Genomic DNA, 18,580 nt, shown 5'->3' on the forward strand with positions numbered 1-18,580 from the left:
CTTCGTTATTATCGTGTGCCAAGGTTATACTCCTTAAAATTTCAATCCTGCTTCACGAGCACCGTCAGCTAAGGATTTTATTTTTCCATGATATATATAGCCGTTTCTATCAAACACTACTTCACTAATATTTTTTTCTTTTGCTCTTGTAGCTAATACTTTACCTATCTCTTTAGCTACATCTACATTTTTACCGCTTTTTAAATCTTTCTCTTGAGAAGATGCTGATACTAAAGTTACACCTTTACTATCATCTATTATTTGAGCAGATACATATTTAAGACTTTTATAAACTGTAAGTCTAGGACGCTGTGAACTTCCCTCTATTTTTATACGTATGCTTCTCTTTCTTCTTTCGCGTTGAGCTTTAATTTTTTCTCTTAAACTCATATAGCTTACCCCTTACTTAGCAGCTTTTTTACTTTCTTTCATTTTAACATACTCGCCTTCAAATCTTACACCTTTACCTTTATAAGGCTCAACAGGTCTTTTCTTTTTAATATTCATAGCGAGTTCGCCTACTTTCTCTTTATCATTACCTTCTATAATGATTTTAGTGTCTTTTTCTACTGTTACTTTGATACCCTCAGGGATTTTCATTTTTACATCACTAGAGAAACCTAATTGTAATGTTAAAGTATCTCCCTGAACATTAGAACGGTAACCTGTACCTTCTAATTGTAATACTTTTTTATAACCAGTATTAACACCTTCTATCATGTTAGAAATAAGTTTCCAAACTAAACCTAATTTAGCAGAATACTTAGCTTTATTTTCTTTTATAGCTTCTTCATCAGTGCTATCAATCTTAGGAGGTTTAACCCAAAGAGAATTATTTTCAAGTTCAAGTATTATATAATCAAAAAACTCTCTTGTCAACTCCCCTCTTTTACCTTTTACTACTACTTTGTGGCCGTCAATTTTTACTTCAACGCCTTGAGGAATAGCTATAGGCTTATTTGATAATCTACTCATTATAAATACCCTCTCTCAATTTATATTACCATACATAACATAAAACTTCGCCGCCAACTTTCTCTTTTCTAGCTTCTTTATCAGTCATTACGCCTTTACTAGTAGAGATTACAGATATACCGAAACCATTTTTTACTTGAGGAATAGTATCTACTGATGTATAAACTCTAAGACCTGGAGTTGATACTCTTTGAATACCTTCTATAACAGAATTTCCCTCATAATATTTCAAATCTATTTCTATGCGGAAGAAATTTTTATCTTTTACTTCTACTTTTTTGAAGTCATTAATATACCCTTCTTTTTTCAAAATTGCAAGTATATTTTCCATTTTTGTAGAAAAAGGTATAGTTACATTCTCTTTTTTTGCTCTACAACCATTTCTAATCACAGTTAAAGCATCTGCTATTGGATCATGTACGCTCATTTATATACTCTCCTTAAATTACCAACTAGACTTAGTTACGCCCGGAATTAAACCTTTATTTGCTAAATCTCTAAAACAGATTCTACACATTTTATACTGTCTTATATAAGCACGAGGTCTTCCACATATAGGGCAGCGATTATATTGTCTTGTTTTATATTTTTGTTTTTTTGTAGCTTTAACTTTAAGTGCCAATCTAGCCATTATTTATTCTCCTGACTTTTAGGTGCAGCACGAAATGGCAAACCTATACGTTCTAATAAAGTGCGAGCCATATCGTCATTATCTGCAGTTGTTACTATTGTTATATTTAATCCCTTAACAGCATCTGTTTTGTCGAAACTTATTTCTGGGAATATAATATGCTCTTTTATACCTAAATTGTAATTACCTCTTCCGTCAAAACCTCTTCTAGGAATACCTTGGAAGTCTCTTACTCTTGGTAAAGCTATAAATATTAACCTTTCCAAGAAGTCATACATTCTCTCTCCTCTCAAAGTTACTCTACAACCTATAGGCATACCTTGTCTTAATTTGAAGTTAGCTATAGACTTTTTAGCTCTAGTGATAACAGCTCTCTGACCTGCTATTTGACTTAGTTCTTCTACAGCAGAATCAACATATTTTTTGTCTGTTACAGCTTGAGTAATACCCATATTGATAATAATTTTCTCTATTTTAGGTATAGCCATAGAGGAGCTTAAATTCATATCTTTTAACAAAGATTGTCTTATTTCATTTTCATATCTATCTTTCAATACTGACATATTTAATAACTCCTACTTACTTATCAAGAACTTCGCCTGATTTTTTAGCATATCTTTTTAATTTTCCATCAACTTCTTTTCTTCCAACCCTAGTAGTTTTACCGCCTTTGTCAACCAACATAAGATTAGATATATGTATAGAAGCCTCTTTCTCAACTATACCGCCTTTTTGATTCTCTTGACTTTTAGGCATAGTTTTTTTAATCATGTTAATATTCTTTACGAAAGCTCTTCCCTTTGCTCTGTCTATAGACAATACTTCACCGCGTTCTCCGCTCTGCTCTCCAGCTATCACTTCAACAGTATCGCCTTTTTTTATTTTGTATTTTGTATTACTAAAATCTTTTTTCTTTATCATAATTATATTACCTCTGGTGCAAGTGATACGATTTTCATAAAGCCTTTATCCCTAAGTTCACGAGCTACAGGTCCGAATATACGTTTACCACGAGGCTCTTTTTTATCGTCTACTATAACAGCAGCATTCTCATCAAAACGTATGTATGAACCATCAGGGCGTCTAACTTCTTTCTTTACTCTTACTATTACAGCTTTTACAACTTTACCTTTTTCTATAGAGCAAGTAGGGATTATATCAGTTACAGAACAAACTATAACATCTCCTAAAGTAGCATATCTGCGTCTACTTCCTCCTAATACCTTAATACATTTCAACTTCTTTACGCCTGTGTTGTCGGCTACATTAAGAGTAGTTGGTACTTGTATCATAATTCTTACTCTCCTTCAACCTGTGAAGAAACTGCTGCTTCTGGAGCATGCTTCTCACGTTTTAATACGCTTTCTACATCGCTATCCATAGAATCTTTCTCTACACGCTCAGACTTCTTAACGATTTTTACTAATCTGAATTTTTTATCTTTACTAATAGGTCTGCACTCTATTATTCTTACTAAATCGCCTTCAAAACATTCATTTTTTTCATCATGAGCTTTATAGCGTTTATTCTTACTTATAGTCTTACCATAAAGGGGGTGTTTCTGTTTACTCTCTACTTTTACAACTATAGTTTTATCCATTTTATCAGAAACTACAATTCCTTCAAGTACTCTTTTATATTTTTTTGCTTTGTTTTCCACAGTAATACCTCACACTATTTTTTTATGCCAAGTTCATGCTGACGTATAAATGTCTTAACTCTAGCTATATCTTTGCGAGCTTTCTTTAATTGATGAGTTTGTCTTGCATCACCAACTACTTTTTCAAATCTATGCTCTTGATATTCTTTTTCTAATTTTAGAAGTTCACCCTTAAGCTCTTCTAAACCTAATGACTTATAATCTTTATTATTCTTAGCCATTATATAGCCTCCCTCTTAATGAACTTAGTTTTAATAGGAAGCTTGAAACCAGCTAATCTGAAAGCAGATTGTGCTAATTCTTCTGGTACACCTGCTATTTCAAATATAACTTTACCTGGCTTTACAACTGCTACCCAATATTCAACGTTACCTTTACCTTTACCCATTCTTGTTTCTGCTGGCTTTTTAGTATAAGGTTTGTCTGGAAATACTTTTATCCACATTTTACCTACACGCTTAACATGTCTTGATATAGCAATACGTGCAGCTTCAATTTGTCTATCTGTAAGCCATACAGGCTCTAATGCCATTAAACCATAATCTCCAAAAGTTAAGTTACTTCCTCTTTTGGACTTACCTTTCATTCTACCTCTATGCTGTTTACGATACTTAGTTCTTGATGGTTGTAACATTATCTATCTCCTTTAGCACTGATAACTTTACCCGCATCATCTTGTTTGCTTTCTTTCTTATCAAGAATCTCGCCTTTATATATCCACACTTTTACCCCGATGATACCAAATGTAGTAGAAGCTTCAGCAGTACCATAATCTATATTTGCTCTTATTGTATGAAGAGGTACTGAACCATTTTTGTACTGTTCTGTTCTAGCGATATCAGCACCTGCTAAACGACCAGAACACATAACTTTTATACCTTTAGCACCTTTCTTCATAGCTTGAGTGATAACACTCTTCATAGCTCTTCTGAAAGCAACACGCATTTCTAATTGACGAGCTACGCTTTGTGCTGCCAAAGTAGCATCTAATTCAGCCTCTTTTATTTCTGATATAGAAACATTAATAGGCTTTTTTACTAACTTTTGTACAGCAGCCTTAACAGCCTCAACTCTCTGACCCTTAGGACCTACAACTACTCCTACTCTTGCAGTAGAAATAAATACATTGATTCTATCTGGGAAACGTACTATTTGTATGTCAGATATAGCAGGATCAAAAGACTCTTTCTTTCCGCCAATTTTTTTCTGTTCTTCTTTTAATGTCTTATAATAATAGTTCATTATATAGCGTCTTATAGATAAATCTTCATGCAAACTATCTGCATAAGTTCTGCCATCTTCGAACCATTTACTAGACCAAGTTTTATTAACTCCGAGTCTTAAACCTATTGGACTAACCTTTTGACCCATAGTTTATACCTCCGCTACTTTAGCTGCTTCTTCTTTTTTTGCAACTCTCTTAATTTTTTTCTTCTCAGGTTTTTTTTCATCACTTAATACTATAGTAATATGTGAATTTCTTTTTAATATAGGATCAGCACTACCACGACTTGCTGCTCTTATGCGTTTCAATGATGGTGCTTTATCAACAAAAGCTGTCTTAACCCATAATGTGTCTGGGTTAATAGTTCTAGTCTGAGAAATAGCATTTGCTATACCGCTTTTTATAGCCTTTCTAAGTACAACTGATGACATTTGTGGCATAGTTGTAAGATTAGCGATAGCATGGTTAACATACTCACCTTTAACGAAAGGAAGTAATCTTGCTACTTTCCTGCGACCTATGCGTAAATAACGTACCTTTACCTTATATTCCATAGTCCAATTCCTTATTTCTTAGCTACCTTAGCTGCACCTGCATGTGAACGAAAAGTTCTTGTAGGAGCAAATTCACCTAATTTATGACCTATCATATTCTCTTGTACATAAACTGCTACAAATGTTTTTCCGTTATGAACATTTATAGTAAAACCTATCATCTCTGGAATAATTGTTGAAGCACGGCTATAAGTTTTTATTTGGTGCTTGTTATCTCCAGCTTGTATCTTCTTGAAAAGATTTTTATCTACAAAAGGTCCTTTCTTAATAGAGCGAGACATTATTTCTTACCCCCTCTTCTCTTAATTATTAATCTGTCAGAATATTTGTTTTTCTTTCTAGTCTTATATCCCTTAGTAGGTACACCTGTAGGAGATACTGGATGTGGGTTACCCTGTCCACTCTTACCTTCACCACCACCGTGTGGGTGATCTACTGGGTTCATTACAACACCTCTTACTTTTGGTCTTCTACCTTTATGTCTAGTAGTACCAGCTTTACCGTCTGTAGTGTTGAAATGGTCTAAGTTACCGATTTGTCCTATAGTAGCATAACAATCTTCTAATATTCTTCTCTCTTCACCAGAGCGAAGTCTTATTACACAATAACCGCCAGATTTTGCTGTTATCTGAGCACCACCGCCTGCTGCTCTAACAAGCTGACCACCTTTTCCTGGTGTTATTTCTATGTTATGTATTATAGTACCCAAAGGTATCTTTCTTAAAGGTAAAGTGCAACCTACTTTTACTTTAGCATTTTCTCCGCTAACAACTCTGTCGCCTACATTAAGTCCCAATGGCCATATTATATATCTTTTTTCACCATCTGTGTAATGTAAAAGAGCTATACGAGCTGTTCTGTTAGGATCATACTCTATAGAAACTACTTTAGCTTCTATATCATGCTTATCTCTTCTAAAATCTACTAATCTAAATAATTTCTTGTGTCCACCACCACGACGACGCATAGTGATACGACCGTTTGAACCTCTTCCGCTTATGCGTTTCTTTCCGCATACTAATGATTTACAAGGCTCATTTGTTGTTATATCCGAAAAATCAACTACTGTACGATAACGTAAACTTGGTGTTGTCGGTTTAAATTTCTTAATAGCCATCGGTATCCCTCAACTTATTTTACTATATCTATTGATTCTTTGCCATCGAGAACTATTATCGCTTTTTTATAACTGCGTGTATAACCGCGTCTGCTCATTCTGCGATTTTTCTTCTTAGGCTTTACATTTATTATCTTACAATCTAGCGGATGTACATTAAATATTTTTTCAACCGCTTTCTTCAACTCTTGCTTATTAGCGTCCTGTCTTACTCTAAATACATAATAACGCTTCTCTGTTCCTTTAGGCTCAGTTCTAAGGATATTACTCTTTTCTGTAAGTATAGGCTCTATTAAAAGTGAATACATGCTCATATTTATTATCCCTTAATTCTAGCATTTAATTTAGATAAAGCTGTTTTAGTAAAGTATACTTCATCAGCATAATATAAAGGATGTATAGACATACTGTCTGCATTTACAAGCTTTAAATCTTTGATGTTTCTTAAAGATAATAATAACTTATTGTAATTATCACCTAATGACTCATCTTTACCTACTACAAATGCTACCTTTCTGCTATTTGGCTCTTTAACCTTACTTATAAAACTTGCCATTCTTTTTGTCTTTGGAGCATCAAAAGTGAAATCCTCAAAAACTTTAAGAACATTGTTACCATATTTCAAAGATAAAACAGACAATAGAGCCTTACGTTTCATCTTTTTAGGCAATCTATAACTATAATCTCTAGGCTTAGGAGTATGTGTTTTACCACCGCCTACCCAAATTGGTGAACGTGTAGAACCTGCTCTTGCTCTACCTGTACCTTTTTGTCTCCAAGGCTTCTTACCGCCTCCTGAAACTTCTGCTCTTGTCTTAGTAGAGTGAGTTCCTTGACGTCTGTTCGCCAACTCATTTTTGATTGCTTCGTAAAGTAGATTGTTGTTAACTTCTGATTTGAATATCTCGTCAACTACCTCTAAATTACCTACGCTATCTCCATTTTCATTTAGTATTACTACTTCCATTTTATCATCCTGCTTTTATTATTTAGTCATTGAGTTCTTCTTCTTATTTTTCTTCTTAGCTGCTTGAGTGATTTTTACTATACCGTTTATAGCTCCAGGTATAGAACCTTTAATCATAATCAAGTTATCTTCTGGTCTTATTTCAACTACTTTTAAGTTTTGTATAGTAGTTAAAGTATTACCCATATGACCAGGCATACCTTTGCCTTTCCATACTCTTGCAGGGTAACTGTTACAACCTATAGAACCTGCTCTTCTTCTGAAATTAGAACCATGACTCATAGGACCACCATCGTAATTATGTCTTTTCATTACGCCGGCAAATCCTCTACCTTTGCTCAAAGAACTAACATCTATAAAATCGCCCGCTTGAAATATATCTACTTTAAGTTCCTGACCAACTGTATAAGCACTTGAATCATCCAACCTAAATTCTTTTAAATATTTCTTAGGCTCTAAATTTGCTTTTTTAAATTGCCCTATTTGTGGCTTTTTTAAATGCTTTTCTTTTACAGCACCATAACCTAATTGAATAGCATTATAGCCATCTTTCTCATTATCTCTAACCTGCATAACTGTGCATGGCCCAGCCTCTACAACTGTTACTGCTATAGCATTGCCAGTTTCATCGAAAACTGTTGTCATACCCAATTTTCTGCCAATTATTCCTACCATCGGCTAATCCTCTATAATGATTTTACTACTTCTTTTTTTACCAATTTTTAAGTCAAACTATTAAAATTATAACCATACAAACAAAACGTAGTAAAGTTTTATTCACACGGTTTAAAAAACCTTTCTTACTTCAACTGTACATCTACGCCAGCTGGAAGTGCCAACTTCTTCAAAGACTCAGTTGTTTGAGGTGTTACATCAAAGATATCTATTAATCTCTTATAAACTCTCATCTCGAACTGCTCTCTTGACTTAATGTTTACATGCGGACTTCTTATTACTGTTACCTTTCTTATGCTTGTAGGTAGTGGTATAGGTCCTGATACTCTTGCACCTGTCTTCTTTACACTAGCAACTATTGACTGAGCTGATTGATCAATTAATTCTATATCAAAGGCTTTTAATTTAACTCTTATTTTCTGTTCTTTCATAGTTTGAATTACTCGCTTTTATTCTTTTATATTAAGGGATACATTTAATATTAAAACATATCCCTTTATTTCTTTCCTTAAATTATTCTAATATTTTTGTTACAACACCGTTACCTACTGTCTTACCACCTTCACGTATAGCGAATCTTTGTTTCTCTTCCATAGCGATTTGGCTGATTAACTCTATAGTTAAGTTAGCGTTATCACCTGGCATTATCATTGGAGAACCTTCTGGTAAGTTGATAACTCCTGTTACGTCTGTTGTTCTGAAGTACATTTGTGGTCTGTAACCGCTTACGAAACCGCTATGTCTTCCACCTTCTTCTTTTTTCAAGATATAAACTTCTGCTTCGAATTTTTTATGAGGTGTGATTGTACCTGGTTTAGCTAATACCTGTCCTCTTTCTACTTCTTTACGTTCAATACCTCTTAAAAGACATCCAACGTTATAACCAGCTATACCAACAACTTCTTTCTTGAACATTTCTACACCAGTACAAGTAGTTTTCTTAGTTTCTCTTAAACCAACGATTTCTACTTCGTCACCTTTTTTGATTTGTCCTCTTTCTATTCTACCTGTAACAACTGTACCTCTTCCAGGGATTGAGTATACGTCTTCGATTGACATTAAGAAGTCTTTATCTGTTTCACGTACTGGATCTGGAATATAAGTATCAAGTGCGTTTAATAGGTCTAATATACATTTACAATCTGGATCAGTTCTTGGATCTTTTCCTGCTTCGATTGCTTGAATAGCTTTGATTGCAGAACCTCTAATAATAGGAGTTTTAGAGCCATCGAAACCATAGTGGTCTAATACGTCTACTACTTCTGCTTCTACTATTTCTGCCATTTCTGGGTCATCTAATTTATCACATTTGTTTAAGAATACAACGATGTAGTTTACACCTACTTGTCTTGAAAGAAGTACGTGTTCTTTTGTTTGTGGCATTACACCGTCTTCTGCTGATACTACTAAGATAGCACCGTCCATCTGAGCAGCACCTGTAATCATGTTTTTAATATAGTCAGCGTGACCTGGACAGTCTACGTGAGCATAGTGTCTGTTATCTGATTCATATTCTACGTGTGAAGTAGCGATTGTCAAAATTTTTGTAGGGTCTCTTCTACCTTGACTCTCAGAAGCTTTTGCTACTGAGTCATAAGCAACTTTTTGTACTGTTGCTGGAAACATTGCAGATGATACTGCAGTTATTGCTGATGTTAATGTTGTTTTACCATGGTCAACGTGACCGATAGTACCAACGTTTACGTGTGTTTTTGTACCTTCATAAGTTCCTTTAGCCATTTTTATCCTCCAATTATTTATCCCTATTCTCTAGGAAATTGTTTTTTTATTTATTTTTATTTTTTGTTATTTAGCGTTACCCATTCTAGCACCTATTATCTCTTCTGCTACGTTCTTAGGTACTTCCTCGTAGTGTGAGAACTGCATTGTGTAGCTTGCTCTACCTTGTGATACGTTTCTTATACTTGTTGTATAACCAAACATCTCTGCAAGAGGTACTGTAGCATTAATAGATTTGTAGCCAGATTTATCAGTAAATCCGTGAACTTGTCCTCTTCTTGAAGCTAAGTCACCGATAATATCACCCATATAATCTTCTGGTGTTACAACTTCTACGCTCATCATAGGCTCTAACAAATAAGGATCTGCTTTTTTACATCCATCTTTGAAACCCATTGAAGCAGCAATTTTGAATGCCATTTCTGATGAGTCTACTGGGTGGAATGAACCATCAAATGCTGATACTATAACATCTAACATAGGATAGTTAGCAAGAACACCTGTATTCATAGCCTCAACACAACCTTTCTCTACAGCTGGTATATATTCTTTTGGAACAACACCACCAACGATTTCATTGTTAAACTTAAATCCTGCATTAGGCTCATTAGGTCCAATTCTCAACCATACATCACCGTACTGACCTTTACCGCCTGACTGACGTACGAATTTACCTTCAACTTCAACTGTCTTCTTAATACCTTCTCTGTAAGATACTTGAGGACGACCTACATTTGCCTCAACTTTGTATTCTCTTTTCATTCTATCACAGATAATCTCTAAGTGAAGCTCACCCATACCTGCGATGATTGTTTGACCTGTTTCTTCATCAAAACTAACTCTGAATGTTGGGTCTTCTTCAGCAAGTCTTGATAAAGCTATAGACATTTTATCTCTATCACCTTTTGTTTTAGGCTCTATAGCAACGTTAATTACTGGCTCTGGGAAGTTGATTGATTCTAAGATGATAGGAGCATTTTCAGGACACAATGTATCACCTGTTGTAGTTTCTTTAAGTCCTACTGCTGCTGCTATATCACCGCAATATACTTGTTCAATCTCTTCTCTCTTATTAGCGTGCATCTGAAGTATTCTTCCGATACGCTCTCTTTTACCTTTTGTAGCATTATACACATAAGAACCAGCTTCTAATATTCCAGAGTAAACTCTTAAAAATGCTATTTTTCCAACGTGTGGGTCTGTCATTATTTTGAATGCTAATGCACTGAATTTCTCATCATCTGCTACTTTTCTTTTTATAACATTACCATCTAAATCTGTACCTTCTATTTCAGGCTTATCTAATGGAGATGGTAAATAATCAACTACAGCATCTATTAATACTTGAATACCTTTGTTTTTGAAAGCTGTACCGCAGAACATTGGGAAGAAGTCTGCTGTTAATGTAGCTGTTCTTATAAGTCTTTTGATTGTAGGAATATCTATTTCCTCACCTTCAAAGAACTTATTCATAGCATCATCATCATATTCAACGATTGCTTCTAATAATTCATTTCTATATTTTTCTGCTTGTTCTTTTAGTTCAGGTCTGATTTCTCTCTCTTCCATCTTCATACCATCTTCAGATACCCAAACTATCTCTTTCATTTTTACTAAATCAACAACACCCTCGAAGTTGCTTTCTGCACCTATAGGTATAACTACTGGGTGACTGTTTGCTTTTAATCTATCTCTTGTTTGATCTAAAACAGCGTAGAAATTAGCACCAATCCTGTCCATTTTATTAACAAAAATAGCTCTTGGGATTTTGTAGTTACTTGCTTGTCTCCATACTGTTTCACTTTGAGGCTGAACACCGCCTACAGAACAGAAAACTCCTACAGCACTATCTAATACCCTTAAAGACCTTTCTACCTCAGCAGTAAAGTCAACGTGCCCTGGAGTATCTATTAGGTTAATTCTATGACCATTCCAAAAACAAGTAGTTGCAGCAGAAGTAATTGTAATACCTCTTTCTCTCTCCTGCTCCATCCAGTCCATTTCAGCTGCACCTTCATGAACCTCACCTAATCTATGTGTCTTACCTGTAAAGAATAATATACGCTCACTTAAAGTAGTTTTACCAGCATCAATGTGAGCCATAATACCAATATTACGTGTATTTTCTAACGAAATTTGACGTGCCACTTATTCTCTCTCCTTAAACCTTACCACCTAAAGTGTGCAAATGCTTTGTTACCTTCAGCCATTCTATGTACTGTATCTCTCTTAGCAACTGCCTGACCTTTACCCTCTATCGCATCAGCTATTTCATTTGACAAACGCTCTATCATGCTTCTTCCGCCTCTTTTTCTTGAAGCATCTATAAGCCATGTGAAAGCTAATGAATTTTGTCTGTCTGGTCTAACTTCAACAGGTACTTGATAAGTAGAACCGCCAACTCTTCTTGATTTTACTTCTACTTGTGGTTTTATGTTGTTAATAGCTTCATTGAAAGCCTCTAAACCATCTTTTCCTGTTTTCTCTTTTACCAAATCCATAGCTTTATAAAAAATGTTTTCAGCTTTACTTTTTTTGCCGTCATACATTAATTTGTTTATAAATTTACTTATAACAACACTGCCATAAATTGGGTCAGCATTTATCTTTCTTGTTTGTGCTCTTCTTCTTCTTGCCATATTAATTCACTCCATTAAGCCTTAGGTTTTTTAGTACCATATTTACTTCTAGACTTCATTCTCTTCTCTACACCAGAAGCTTCACGGCTTCCTCTAACTATGTGATAACGACAACCAGGTAAGTCCTTAACCCTTCCGCCTCTTATAAGTACACGGTTGTGTTCTTGTAATGTATGGTCTATACCAGGTATATATGCTGTTACTTCCATACCGTTTGTTATTCTTACACGAGCTATTTTACGCATAGCTGAGTTAGGTTTTTTTGGTGTAGTTGTTGTTACACGAGTACAAACACCTTCTCTTTGCGGACATTTCATTAACGCAGGTGATTTAGTCTTATTTACTATACGTTTACGACCTTTTCTTACTAATTGATTAATTGTAGGCATACAATACAAAACCTCTAATCTTTATTTTTTTTTATTTTTACCCTTTATTAAAAAGGATTTATATATATATAAAATTTTATCTTCAAACGAAACAGCTTGTAACAGCCGAGCTTTTATAGTATTTATCTACATAATTGTAAAGAAAACTAATACTAAACGCTTTAATCGCTTCTCTGAAAGTTAGAAAATTATAAAACAATAAAATAAAAAAATCAATAGTTTTTTAACGAATTTTAGAATTTTTTTAAAAAATATAAGCACTAAAAAGAACCCAAAACGCATATCATAATAAAAAACTGTTATATTTTAACTTACAACAAACTTTATTCAAACAAAATTACTTGACTTTATCATAAAATTTCATATACTTTTTAATATGAAAAAAACATTACTTAAAAATATAGCCGACATCAAAATCGGAAGCCAAATACAAAGATTAACCGCAAAAAAACAATCTACCCCCATAAACATTAAACTCATTAACCTAAAAGCATTCGATAATTTCTCTACAGAATTCAAACCTAACTCCATAAACAATGAACCAATAACAATATATCAAAAAAATTATAACATCATCGAAAATAATGACATACTCATAAGACTAAGAGAACCTTTTAAAGCAATAATCATAAAAAATAACGCCCAAGATTATATAATAAGCTCATTAATAGCCAACATCAAACTAAAAGAAAAAGCCCAAAATATATGTCTGCCTGAATTTTTAGCCATCTACATAAACTCAAGCAGAAAAATACAAAATTTCCTACAAAAACAATCCCGAGGCACAGGAATAATATCCGTAGGCATATCAAACCTATATGAAATACAAATAAATATTCCAAATATAGAAGAGCAAAAGAAAATAATAGAAGCCAACCGCCTATTTGAACGGTCATTGGAGGTAGAAAGAAGCATTTTAGAGCAGAAAGAAAAGTTTTATATTGGAGTGCTGAAAGAGTTTTTTACTAATGAAAGAATATAAATTAATATATGACTTAATAAATATTTAATTTGTTAATCAAAGTTATATATTTTAATATATTAATTGATTTTTTGAAGTATTAAAATATAATTAATTATATATTTAAGATTTAAAGAGGCTATAAATGGCTACTTATGAACAAATAAAGACTTTAATAAAATATCATTATGATAATGATCAAAATGGTTTTTACACCACTGCATTACAAATAGCAGCTTATGAAGCTAAAAATGGTCATGAAAAATTTGCTAATGATATAAAAAAATTAATTGATAAAAAACAAAAAGAAAATAATATAAAAATTATTGCTAATGTAAATGATTTTTCAGATCTAGTCATTGTACAAAAATCAGATTATAAAATGAATAATCTCATAGTAAATGCTAATATTAAATTAAAATTAAATAGAATTATTGATGAATATAAATTGCAATCAAAAATAAAAAAATATGGTTTAGATAATAGAAGAAAATTGTTATTATCTGGACAGCCTGGAGTAGGAAAAACTTTAACAGCTTCTGTTATAGCTGGAGAATTATCTTTACCTTTGCATATTGTTATGATAGACAAAATAATAACAAAATACTTTGGTGAAACCAGTGCTAAATTGAGAAAGATTTTTGACTTATTATATGATAGAAGGGCAGTTTATTTATTTGACGAATTTGATGCTATAGGTGCTGAACGAAATTTAAACAATGATATTGGTGAAATAAGAAGAGTATTGAATTCATTCTTACAATTTATAGAACAAGATAAATCAAATAGTATAATAGTAGCAGCAACTAATAATCCCAAAATTTTAGACCAGGCATTATATAGAAGATTTGATGATATTATTTATTATTCATTACCAAGCAATGAAGAAATAAAATTACTTATTAATTATAGACTTGGAGATTTTAAACCTAATAAATTATCATTTGCAAAAATATTAGAAAAAACAAAAAAATTAAGTCATGCTGAAATCGTATATGCATGTGATAATGCAATAAAAGAAGCTATTTTAAATGATAGAAGAACTATAACACAATCAAGTTTAATAAAAATGATAGAGGAAAGAAAAAACTCTTACAAGTTTAAGGATAAGAAATAATGGCAACTTACAAACATATTTTTATTGATGAAAAATACACAATGGATTTTTCTAGAATCGGAGGTGGAAAATTAAATTTAAAACCTAGAAATAGAAAAGAACATGGTGAAAAAATAAAAAAACAATTTGAGGATGCAATAAGCAATTTTGGAGAATGCGATACTGATAGTATAAGAAAAATTGTATTTGAAAGTGCTGAAGATTGTGATATTGTAATAACTAGTTTATTAGATAAGAAACATAATATAACATTGATAAATACAGACATAATTATAAAAAATAATAAAATAATAAAAAGAGTTACTGTATCTATTCCTAAAGGAGCAGAAAGTTTTTTTCTGGAAAAAGTAAATGACTATCTAAAAAAAATAACTAAAAAAAATAATCCAAAAAATAAAGATTTAATTGAAAGTATAGAAAATATTTATAATGCGGTATTAGAGTCTTTTTGGGATAGTGAAGAAATTGAATATATACCTTCAATAGAAAAAAAATTTTGTGAAGTTTGGATTAATTATATTAATAATAAATCAGATGAAACAATAAAAGATTTTTTAAATAGATGTAATTATATAAATATAAAAGTTAATAAAAATGCTTTGATATTTCCTGAAAAAATTATTTTTTTAATTTATGCAAGCAAAGGAGACATTTTAAATTTATTAAAAAATTGCAATAATATATCTAAATTCAAAAAATATAATGATATTATACCATTTATTATCAATGAAGAAAACAAAAATGTAAAAGAAGAAATTATAAGAGATTTACAAAAAAGAACAAAATTTAATAAAGGAACAGATGTTATTGTGGATATTTTTGATACTGGTATTAATAAGAATAACCCATTAATAAATAAATTCATATCTAACAGTTATTCATTTGAAGAAGGAGTTGATTTAACAGATTTTGATGGACATGGAACAGAAATGGCAGGAGTAGTATTATATAATGATTTAGAAAATTATATTGACAATAAAAAAATTATTAAGATTAATCACCGTATTTCATCAGGTAAAATACTACCAAAAACAAAAATTGACAAAGAATTATGGGGAAGTATAACTGAAAGATTAGTTTATGAATCTATAAGATTAAATCCAAAATATAATCATATAATTTGTATGGCTGTAACTTCTGAAGATAGCACTAACAATGGTAAAGTTACTTCTTGGTCTGCCACTATTGATAAATTATGCTATGGTGATGATATTAATAATAAAAGAATAATATTTCTACCAACTGGGAATATAGAAGAGAAATATCATAAAAATTATCCAGAAATTAATAAAAAACAAATTGTAGAAGATCCATCTCAATCTTTTAATGCTATTACGGTAGGAGCATATACAGAAAAATATAATTTATCAGATAAAGAATATAAATCATATAAAGTCATAGCTAATAAAAATTGTATATCTCCATATACAAAAACATCTTGCAGATTTAATGATAAATGGAGTATAAAACCAGATATATTAATGGAAGGTGGAAATACAGCAATAGATAATACTGGTTTTCCTACATTGGTAGAAGAATTATCCACATTAACAACATCTAATAATCAAAATTATTTTACAACAATCAATGCAACAAGTGCTGCTACAGCAAAAGCATCTTGGTTTGCAGCTCAAATACAATCTTCATATCCTAATGCATGGCCTGAGACAATAAGGGCTTTGATGATTCATTGTGCATATTGGCCTGATGAGATGATAAAACATTTATTTCCAAATTTCAACCATAAAATAAAGTCGTATTATAAATCATTACTTAGAATATGCGGTTATGGAGTACCAAATTTTGATAAAGCGATTAACACAATGGAAAATTATCTTACATTAATAAGTCAATCTGAGATAAAGCCTTTTAAAAAAGAAAATAGCGAAACTAAATTAAATAAAATGGATTTATATGATTTACCTTGGCCAAAAGATGTTTTATTAAATTTGGGTAGTTTGGAAGTTGAAATGAGAGTTACATTATCATATTTCATAGAACCATCCCCTGGTGAAGTAGGTTGGGATTATCATTTTAAATATTCTTCTCACGGACTTAGATTTGAAGTAAAAAAAACTTTAGAAAAAGACCAAGAATTTTTAAGAAGAATTAATAAGCTCTATCAAAATAATGAAGAAGATGAGGAAAGCAATAATTCTAATTTATATAATGATAATTGGGTAATAGGAAAAAATGCAAGAGATAAAGGTTCTATACATAGTGATATTTGGAGAGGAACAGCTGCAGATTTAGCAACTTGTGATAAAATAGCAGTATTTCCTGTTGGAGGTTGGTGGAAAGAAAGAAAACATTTAGAAAAGTATGAAGAAAAAACGAGGTATTCATTAATAGTTTCAATAAGTACACCAGAAATAGATGCTGAAGGTAATAAAATAAACATATATACTCCTGTAATCAATAAACTTAAAATAAAACCAGAAATACAGGCAGAAACACAAATAGAAATTTAATCAGATTGAAATTATGCAAAACTCATGTGAAATTTTTAATATTTTAAATTAAATCCAATCAAATAATTAAAGAATAATACGCATAATATATAGGCGTCAACAATATAAATAATCTAGAAAGGAGCGATAACTATGAAGCACCCCCTCCCCCGCGGCTGGACTTTGAAACGTTTAGGTGATATAACGGAAAGAATTACAAGAAAAAATACAATCAATAATAACAATGTATTAACCATTTCAGCTGAACATGGATTTATAAGCCAAGATAAATTTTTTACTAAAATTGTTGCTAGTAAAGATTTATCAAAATATATCCTATTATATAAAGGTGATTTTTGCTATAATAAAAGTTATTGCCGTGGTTATCCATATGGTGTTTTTAGAAAATTAAAAAATTATGATGTTGGAGTCGCTACATCTTTATATATTTATTTTAAAATTATTGAAGGTGATAGCACATTTTTTGAATATTTATTTGATGTAGGTACTTTAAATAAACAATTAAGTATTATCTCCCAAGAGGGCGTTAGAAATCATGGTTTATTAAATGTTCCAATAGAAGACTTTTTTAATATGACAGTTCCATTTCCACCCATAGACGAGCAAAAACGTATAGCCGAAGTGTTGTCGTTATGCGATAAGTTAATAGAAAACCTCACGAAGCTCATAGAGAAAAAAGAGATTTATAAGAAAGGGGTAATGCAAAGGGTGCTAAGCGGTAAGGCGCGTTTTAATGGTTTTACGGACGAGTGGAAAGAATATAAACTTGAAAATATAGGCATGTCATATGGTGGACTTACCAACAAAAATGCTTCTGATTTTATTGATAAATGCAACGCCAAATATATAACATACAAAAGTATATATGATTGTAATAAAATAGATATTAAAAGATTAGAAGATGTATATATAGAAGAAAATGAAAAACAAAATCTAGTACAATATGGAGATGCTTTTTTTACCATTTCATCTGAAACTCCCGATGAAGTTGCAATCAGTTCTGTTTTATTAGATGAAGTAGAAAATACATATTTAAATAGTTTTTGTTTTGGATTTAGATTTAATTTTAATATTTTAGTACCTGAATTTGCAAGATATTATTTCCGTTCTAATTATGTTAGAAAATACACATATAAGTTATCACAAGGAAGTACAAGATTTAATTTATCAAAAAACAAATTTTTAGAAATGATAGTAAAGTTACCAAGCATAGACGAGCAGAAAAAAATAGGAGAATTGCTCTCGCTGATAGACCAAGACATTGATAACCTTAAACAGCTTTTACATCTGCGTAAACTGCAAAAAAAGGGGCTTATGCAAAAACTGCTAACTGGGGAGGTAAGAATTTAAGATATATTTATTAAAAATGCAGCCTTTTTGGTTCTTTGTGGCAACAAAAGAACTGGGGGCGTGGGGGCAAAGCCACCACTAATAATAAAAAAGATAATAACCCGCACGC

The 18,580-nt window shown here is 31.8% G+C and carries 25 protein-coding genes and 1 pseudogene; 4 read left to right on the forward strand and 22 right to left on the reverse strand.

Translation table 11 applies throughout. From position 1 onward, the window contains the following. Nucleotides 1–33: 33 nt before the first annotated feature. From rplR to rpsL, 22 genes and pseudogenes are all read right to left on the reverse strand, one after another. Nucleotides 34–390 carry a 50S ribosomal protein L18 gene (rplR, locus tag R4I97_RS02755; RefSeq protein WP_335783599.1) on the reverse strand — a complete coding sequence of 119 codons (357 nt, stop codon included), beginning with the start codon at nucleotides 388–390 and terminating at the stop codon, nucleotides 34–36. 12 nt (nucleotides 391–402) lie between these two features. Then, entirely contained in the window at nucleotides 403–975 is a 573-nt protein-coding gene (rplF, locus tag R4I97_RS02760; protein WP_013243956.1) for a 50S ribosomal protein L6, read from the reverse strand. 25 nt (nucleotides 976–1,000) lie between these two features. Further along, the gene (gene rpsH / locus R4I97_RS02765; RefSeq protein WP_013243957.1) at nucleotides 1,001–1,402 is read right to left on the reverse strand and encodes a 30S ribosomal protein S8; all 402 of its coding nucleotides are present in this window, start codon (nucleotides 1,400–1,402) and stop codon (nucleotides 1,001–1,003) included. A gap of 18 nt (nucleotides 1,403–1,420) precedes the next feature. Beyond that, nucleotides 1,421–1,606 (reverse strand): type Z 30S ribosomal protein S14, encoded by a 186-nt coding sequence (locus R4I97_RS02770; protein WP_008723403.1) that lies wholly within the window; start codon nucleotides 1,604–1,606, stop codon nucleotides 1,421–1,423. Further along, on the reverse strand, nucleotides 1,606–2,169 hold the full coding sequence (gene rplE, locus R4I97_RS02775; protein ID WP_219708119.1) for a 50S ribosomal protein L5: 564 nt from the start codon (nucleotides 2,167–2,169) through the stop codon (nucleotides 1,606–1,608). The genes R4I97_RS02770 and rplE overlap by 1 nt, the downstream gene beginning before the upstream one ends. A 16-nt stretch (nucleotides 2,170–2,185) precedes the next feature. After that, nucleotides 2,186–2,527, reverse strand: a complete 342-nt coding sequence (gene rplX / locus R4I97_RS02780; protein ID WP_013243959.1) for a 50S ribosomal protein L24 — start codon at nucleotides 2,525–2,527, stop codon at nucleotides 2,186–2,188. Nucleotides 2,528–2,529: 2 nt separating this feature from the next. Then, nucleotides 2,530–2,898 (reverse strand): 50S ribosomal protein L14, encoded by a 369-nt coding sequence (gene rplN / locus R4I97_RS02785; protein ID WP_014933895.1) that lies wholly within the window; start codon nucleotides 2,896–2,898, stop codon nucleotides 2,530–2,532. A gap of 110 nt (nucleotides 2,899–3,008) precedes the next feature. After that, nucleotides 3,009–3,266: pseudogene (rpsQ, locus tag R4I97_RS02790) on the reverse strand (30S ribosomal protein S17); the annotation flags it as partial. A gap of 14 nt (nucleotides 3,267–3,280) precedes the next feature. After that, on the reverse strand, nucleotides 3,281–3,487 hold the full coding sequence (gene rpmC, locus R4I97_RS02795) for a 50S ribosomal protein L29 (protein WP_013243962.1): 207 nt from the start codon (nucleotides 3,485–3,487) through the stop codon (nucleotides 3,281–3,283). Further along, the gene (gene rplP, locus R4I97_RS02800; RefSeq protein WP_014933897.1) at nucleotides 3,487–3,900 is read right to left on the reverse strand and encodes a 50S ribosomal protein L16; all 414 of its coding nucleotides are present in this window, start codon (nucleotides 3,898–3,900) and stop codon (nucleotides 3,487–3,489) included. Before rplP ends, rpmC begins: the two co-directional genes overlap by 1 nt. Next, a complete protein-coding gene (rpsC, locus tag R4I97_RS02805) occupies nucleotides 3,900–4,637 on the reverse strand; it encodes a 30S ribosomal protein S3 (RefSeq protein ID WP_013243964.1) in 738 nt (245 codons plus the stop codon). The genes rplP and rpsC overlap by 1 nt, the downstream gene beginning before the upstream one ends. A gap of 3 nt (nucleotides 4,638–4,640) precedes the next feature. Beyond that, nucleotides 4,641–5,045, reverse strand: a complete 405-nt coding sequence (gene rplV, locus R4I97_RS02810) for a 50S ribosomal protein L22 (protein ID WP_014933898.1) — start codon at nucleotides 5,043–5,045, stop codon at nucleotides 4,641–4,643. Nucleotides 5,046–5,056: 11 nt separating this feature from the next. Beyond that, on the reverse strand, nucleotides 5,057–5,326 hold the full coding sequence (rpsS, locus tag R4I97_RS02815; RefSeq protein ID WP_013243966.1) for a 30S ribosomal protein S19: 270 nt from the start codon (nucleotides 5,324–5,326) through the stop codon (nucleotides 5,057–5,059). Continuing rightward, on the reverse strand, nucleotides 5,326–6,162 hold the full coding sequence (rplB, locus tag R4I97_RS02820) for a 50S ribosomal protein L2 (RefSeq protein WP_013243967.1): 837 nt from the start codon (nucleotides 6,160–6,162) through the stop codon (nucleotides 5,326–5,328). The genes rpsS and rplB overlap by 1 nt, the downstream gene beginning before the upstream one ends. A 14-nt stretch (nucleotides 6,163–6,176) precedes the next feature. Continuing rightward, nucleotides 6,177–6,470: a 50S ribosomal protein L23 gene (rplW, locus tag R4I97_RS02825; protein WP_173385055.1), complete on the reverse strand. Its 294-nt coding sequence runs from the start codon at nucleotides 6,468–6,470 to the stop codon at nucleotides 6,177–6,179. 11 nt (nucleotides 6,471–6,481) lie between these two features. After that, a complete protein-coding gene (rplD, locus tag R4I97_RS02830) occupies nucleotides 6,482–7,129 on the reverse strand; it encodes a 50S ribosomal protein L4 (RefSeq protein WP_013243969.1) in 648 nt (215 codons plus the stop codon). A gap of 18 nt (nucleotides 7,130–7,147) precedes the next feature. Beyond that, the gene (gene rplC, locus R4I97_RS02835; protein ID WP_013243970.1) at nucleotides 7,148–7,804 is read right to left on the reverse strand and encodes a 50S ribosomal protein L3; all 657 of its coding nucleotides are present in this window, start codon (nucleotides 7,802–7,804) and stop codon (nucleotides 7,148–7,150) included. A 125-nt stretch (nucleotides 7,805–7,929) separates the two neighbouring features. Further along, on the reverse strand, nucleotides 7,930–8,235 hold the full coding sequence (gene rpsJ, locus R4I97_RS02840; RefSeq protein ID WP_013243971.1) for a 30S ribosomal protein S10: 306 nt from the start codon (nucleotides 8,233–8,235) through the stop codon (nucleotides 7,930–7,932). A gap of 82 nt (nucleotides 8,236–8,317) precedes the next feature. Further along, entirely contained in the window at nucleotides 8,318–9,544 is a 1,227-nt protein-coding gene (gene tuf / locus R4I97_RS02845) for an elongation factor Tu (RefSeq protein ID WP_013243972.1), read from the reverse strand. Nucleotides 9,545–9,610: 66 nt separating this feature from the next. Then, nucleotides 9,611–11,692 (reverse strand): elongation factor G, encoded by a 2,082-nt coding sequence (gene fusA, locus R4I97_RS02850; RefSeq protein WP_219695059.1) that lies wholly within the window; start codon nucleotides 11,690–11,692, stop codon nucleotides 9,611–9,613. Between the two features lie 20 nt (nucleotides 11,693–11,712). Then, on the reverse strand, nucleotides 11,713–12,183 hold the full coding sequence (gene rpsG / locus R4I97_RS02855) for a 30S ribosomal protein S7 (protein ID WP_013243974.1): 471 nt from the start codon (nucleotides 12,181–12,183) through the stop codon (nucleotides 11,713–11,715). Nucleotides 12,184–12,197: 14 nt separating this feature from the next. Beyond that, on the reverse strand, nucleotides 12,198–12,572 hold the full coding sequence (rpsL, locus tag R4I97_RS02860; protein ID WP_015274803.1) for a 30S ribosomal protein S12: 375 nt from the start codon (nucleotides 12,570–12,572) through the stop codon (nucleotides 12,198–12,200). Nucleotides 12,573–12,948: 376 nt separating this feature from the next. On the opposite strand from rpsL, the gene R4I97_RS02865 reads away from it, so the two are divergent. The 4 genes from R4I97_RS02865 to R4I97_RS02880 all read left to right on the forward strand — a co-directional run bounded on the left by R4I97_RS02865 (nucleotide 12,949) and on the right by R4I97_RS02880 (nucleotide 18,471). Then, entirely contained in the window at nucleotides 12,949–13,554 is a 606-nt protein-coding gene (locus tag R4I97_RS02865; RefSeq protein WP_335783600.1) for a restriction endonuclease subunit S, read from the forward strand. 124 nt (nucleotides 13,555–13,678) lie between these two features. Then, complete coding sequence (locus R4I97_RS02870; RefSeq protein WP_335783601.1) at nucleotides 13,679–14,650, forward strand: AAA family ATPase; 972 nt, start codon at nucleotides 13,679–13,681, stop codon at nucleotides 14,648–14,650. Continuing rightward, complete coding sequence (locus tag R4I97_RS02875; RefSeq protein WP_335783602.1) at nucleotides 14,650–17,121, forward strand: S8 family peptidase; 2,472 nt, start codon at nucleotides 14,650–14,652, stop codon at nucleotides 17,119–17,121. The genes R4I97_RS02870 and R4I97_RS02875 overlap by 1 nt, the downstream gene beginning before the upstream one ends. 132 nt (nucleotides 17,122–17,253) lie before the next feature. Then, nucleotides 17,254–18,471 carry a restriction endonuclease subunit S gene (locus R4I97_RS02880; protein ID WP_335783603.1) on the forward strand — a complete coding sequence of 406 codons (1,218 nt, stop codon included), beginning with the start codon at nucleotides 17,254–17,256 and terminating at the stop codon, nucleotides 18,469–18,471. The last annotated feature ends 109 nt before the right edge of the window (nucleotides 18,472–18,580 follow it).

Source organism: Brachyspira pilosicoli, assembly GCF_036997485.1.
Lineage (GTDB): Bacteria > Spirochaetota > Brachyspiria > Brachyspirales > Brachyspiraceae > Brachyspira > Brachyspira pilosicoli_C.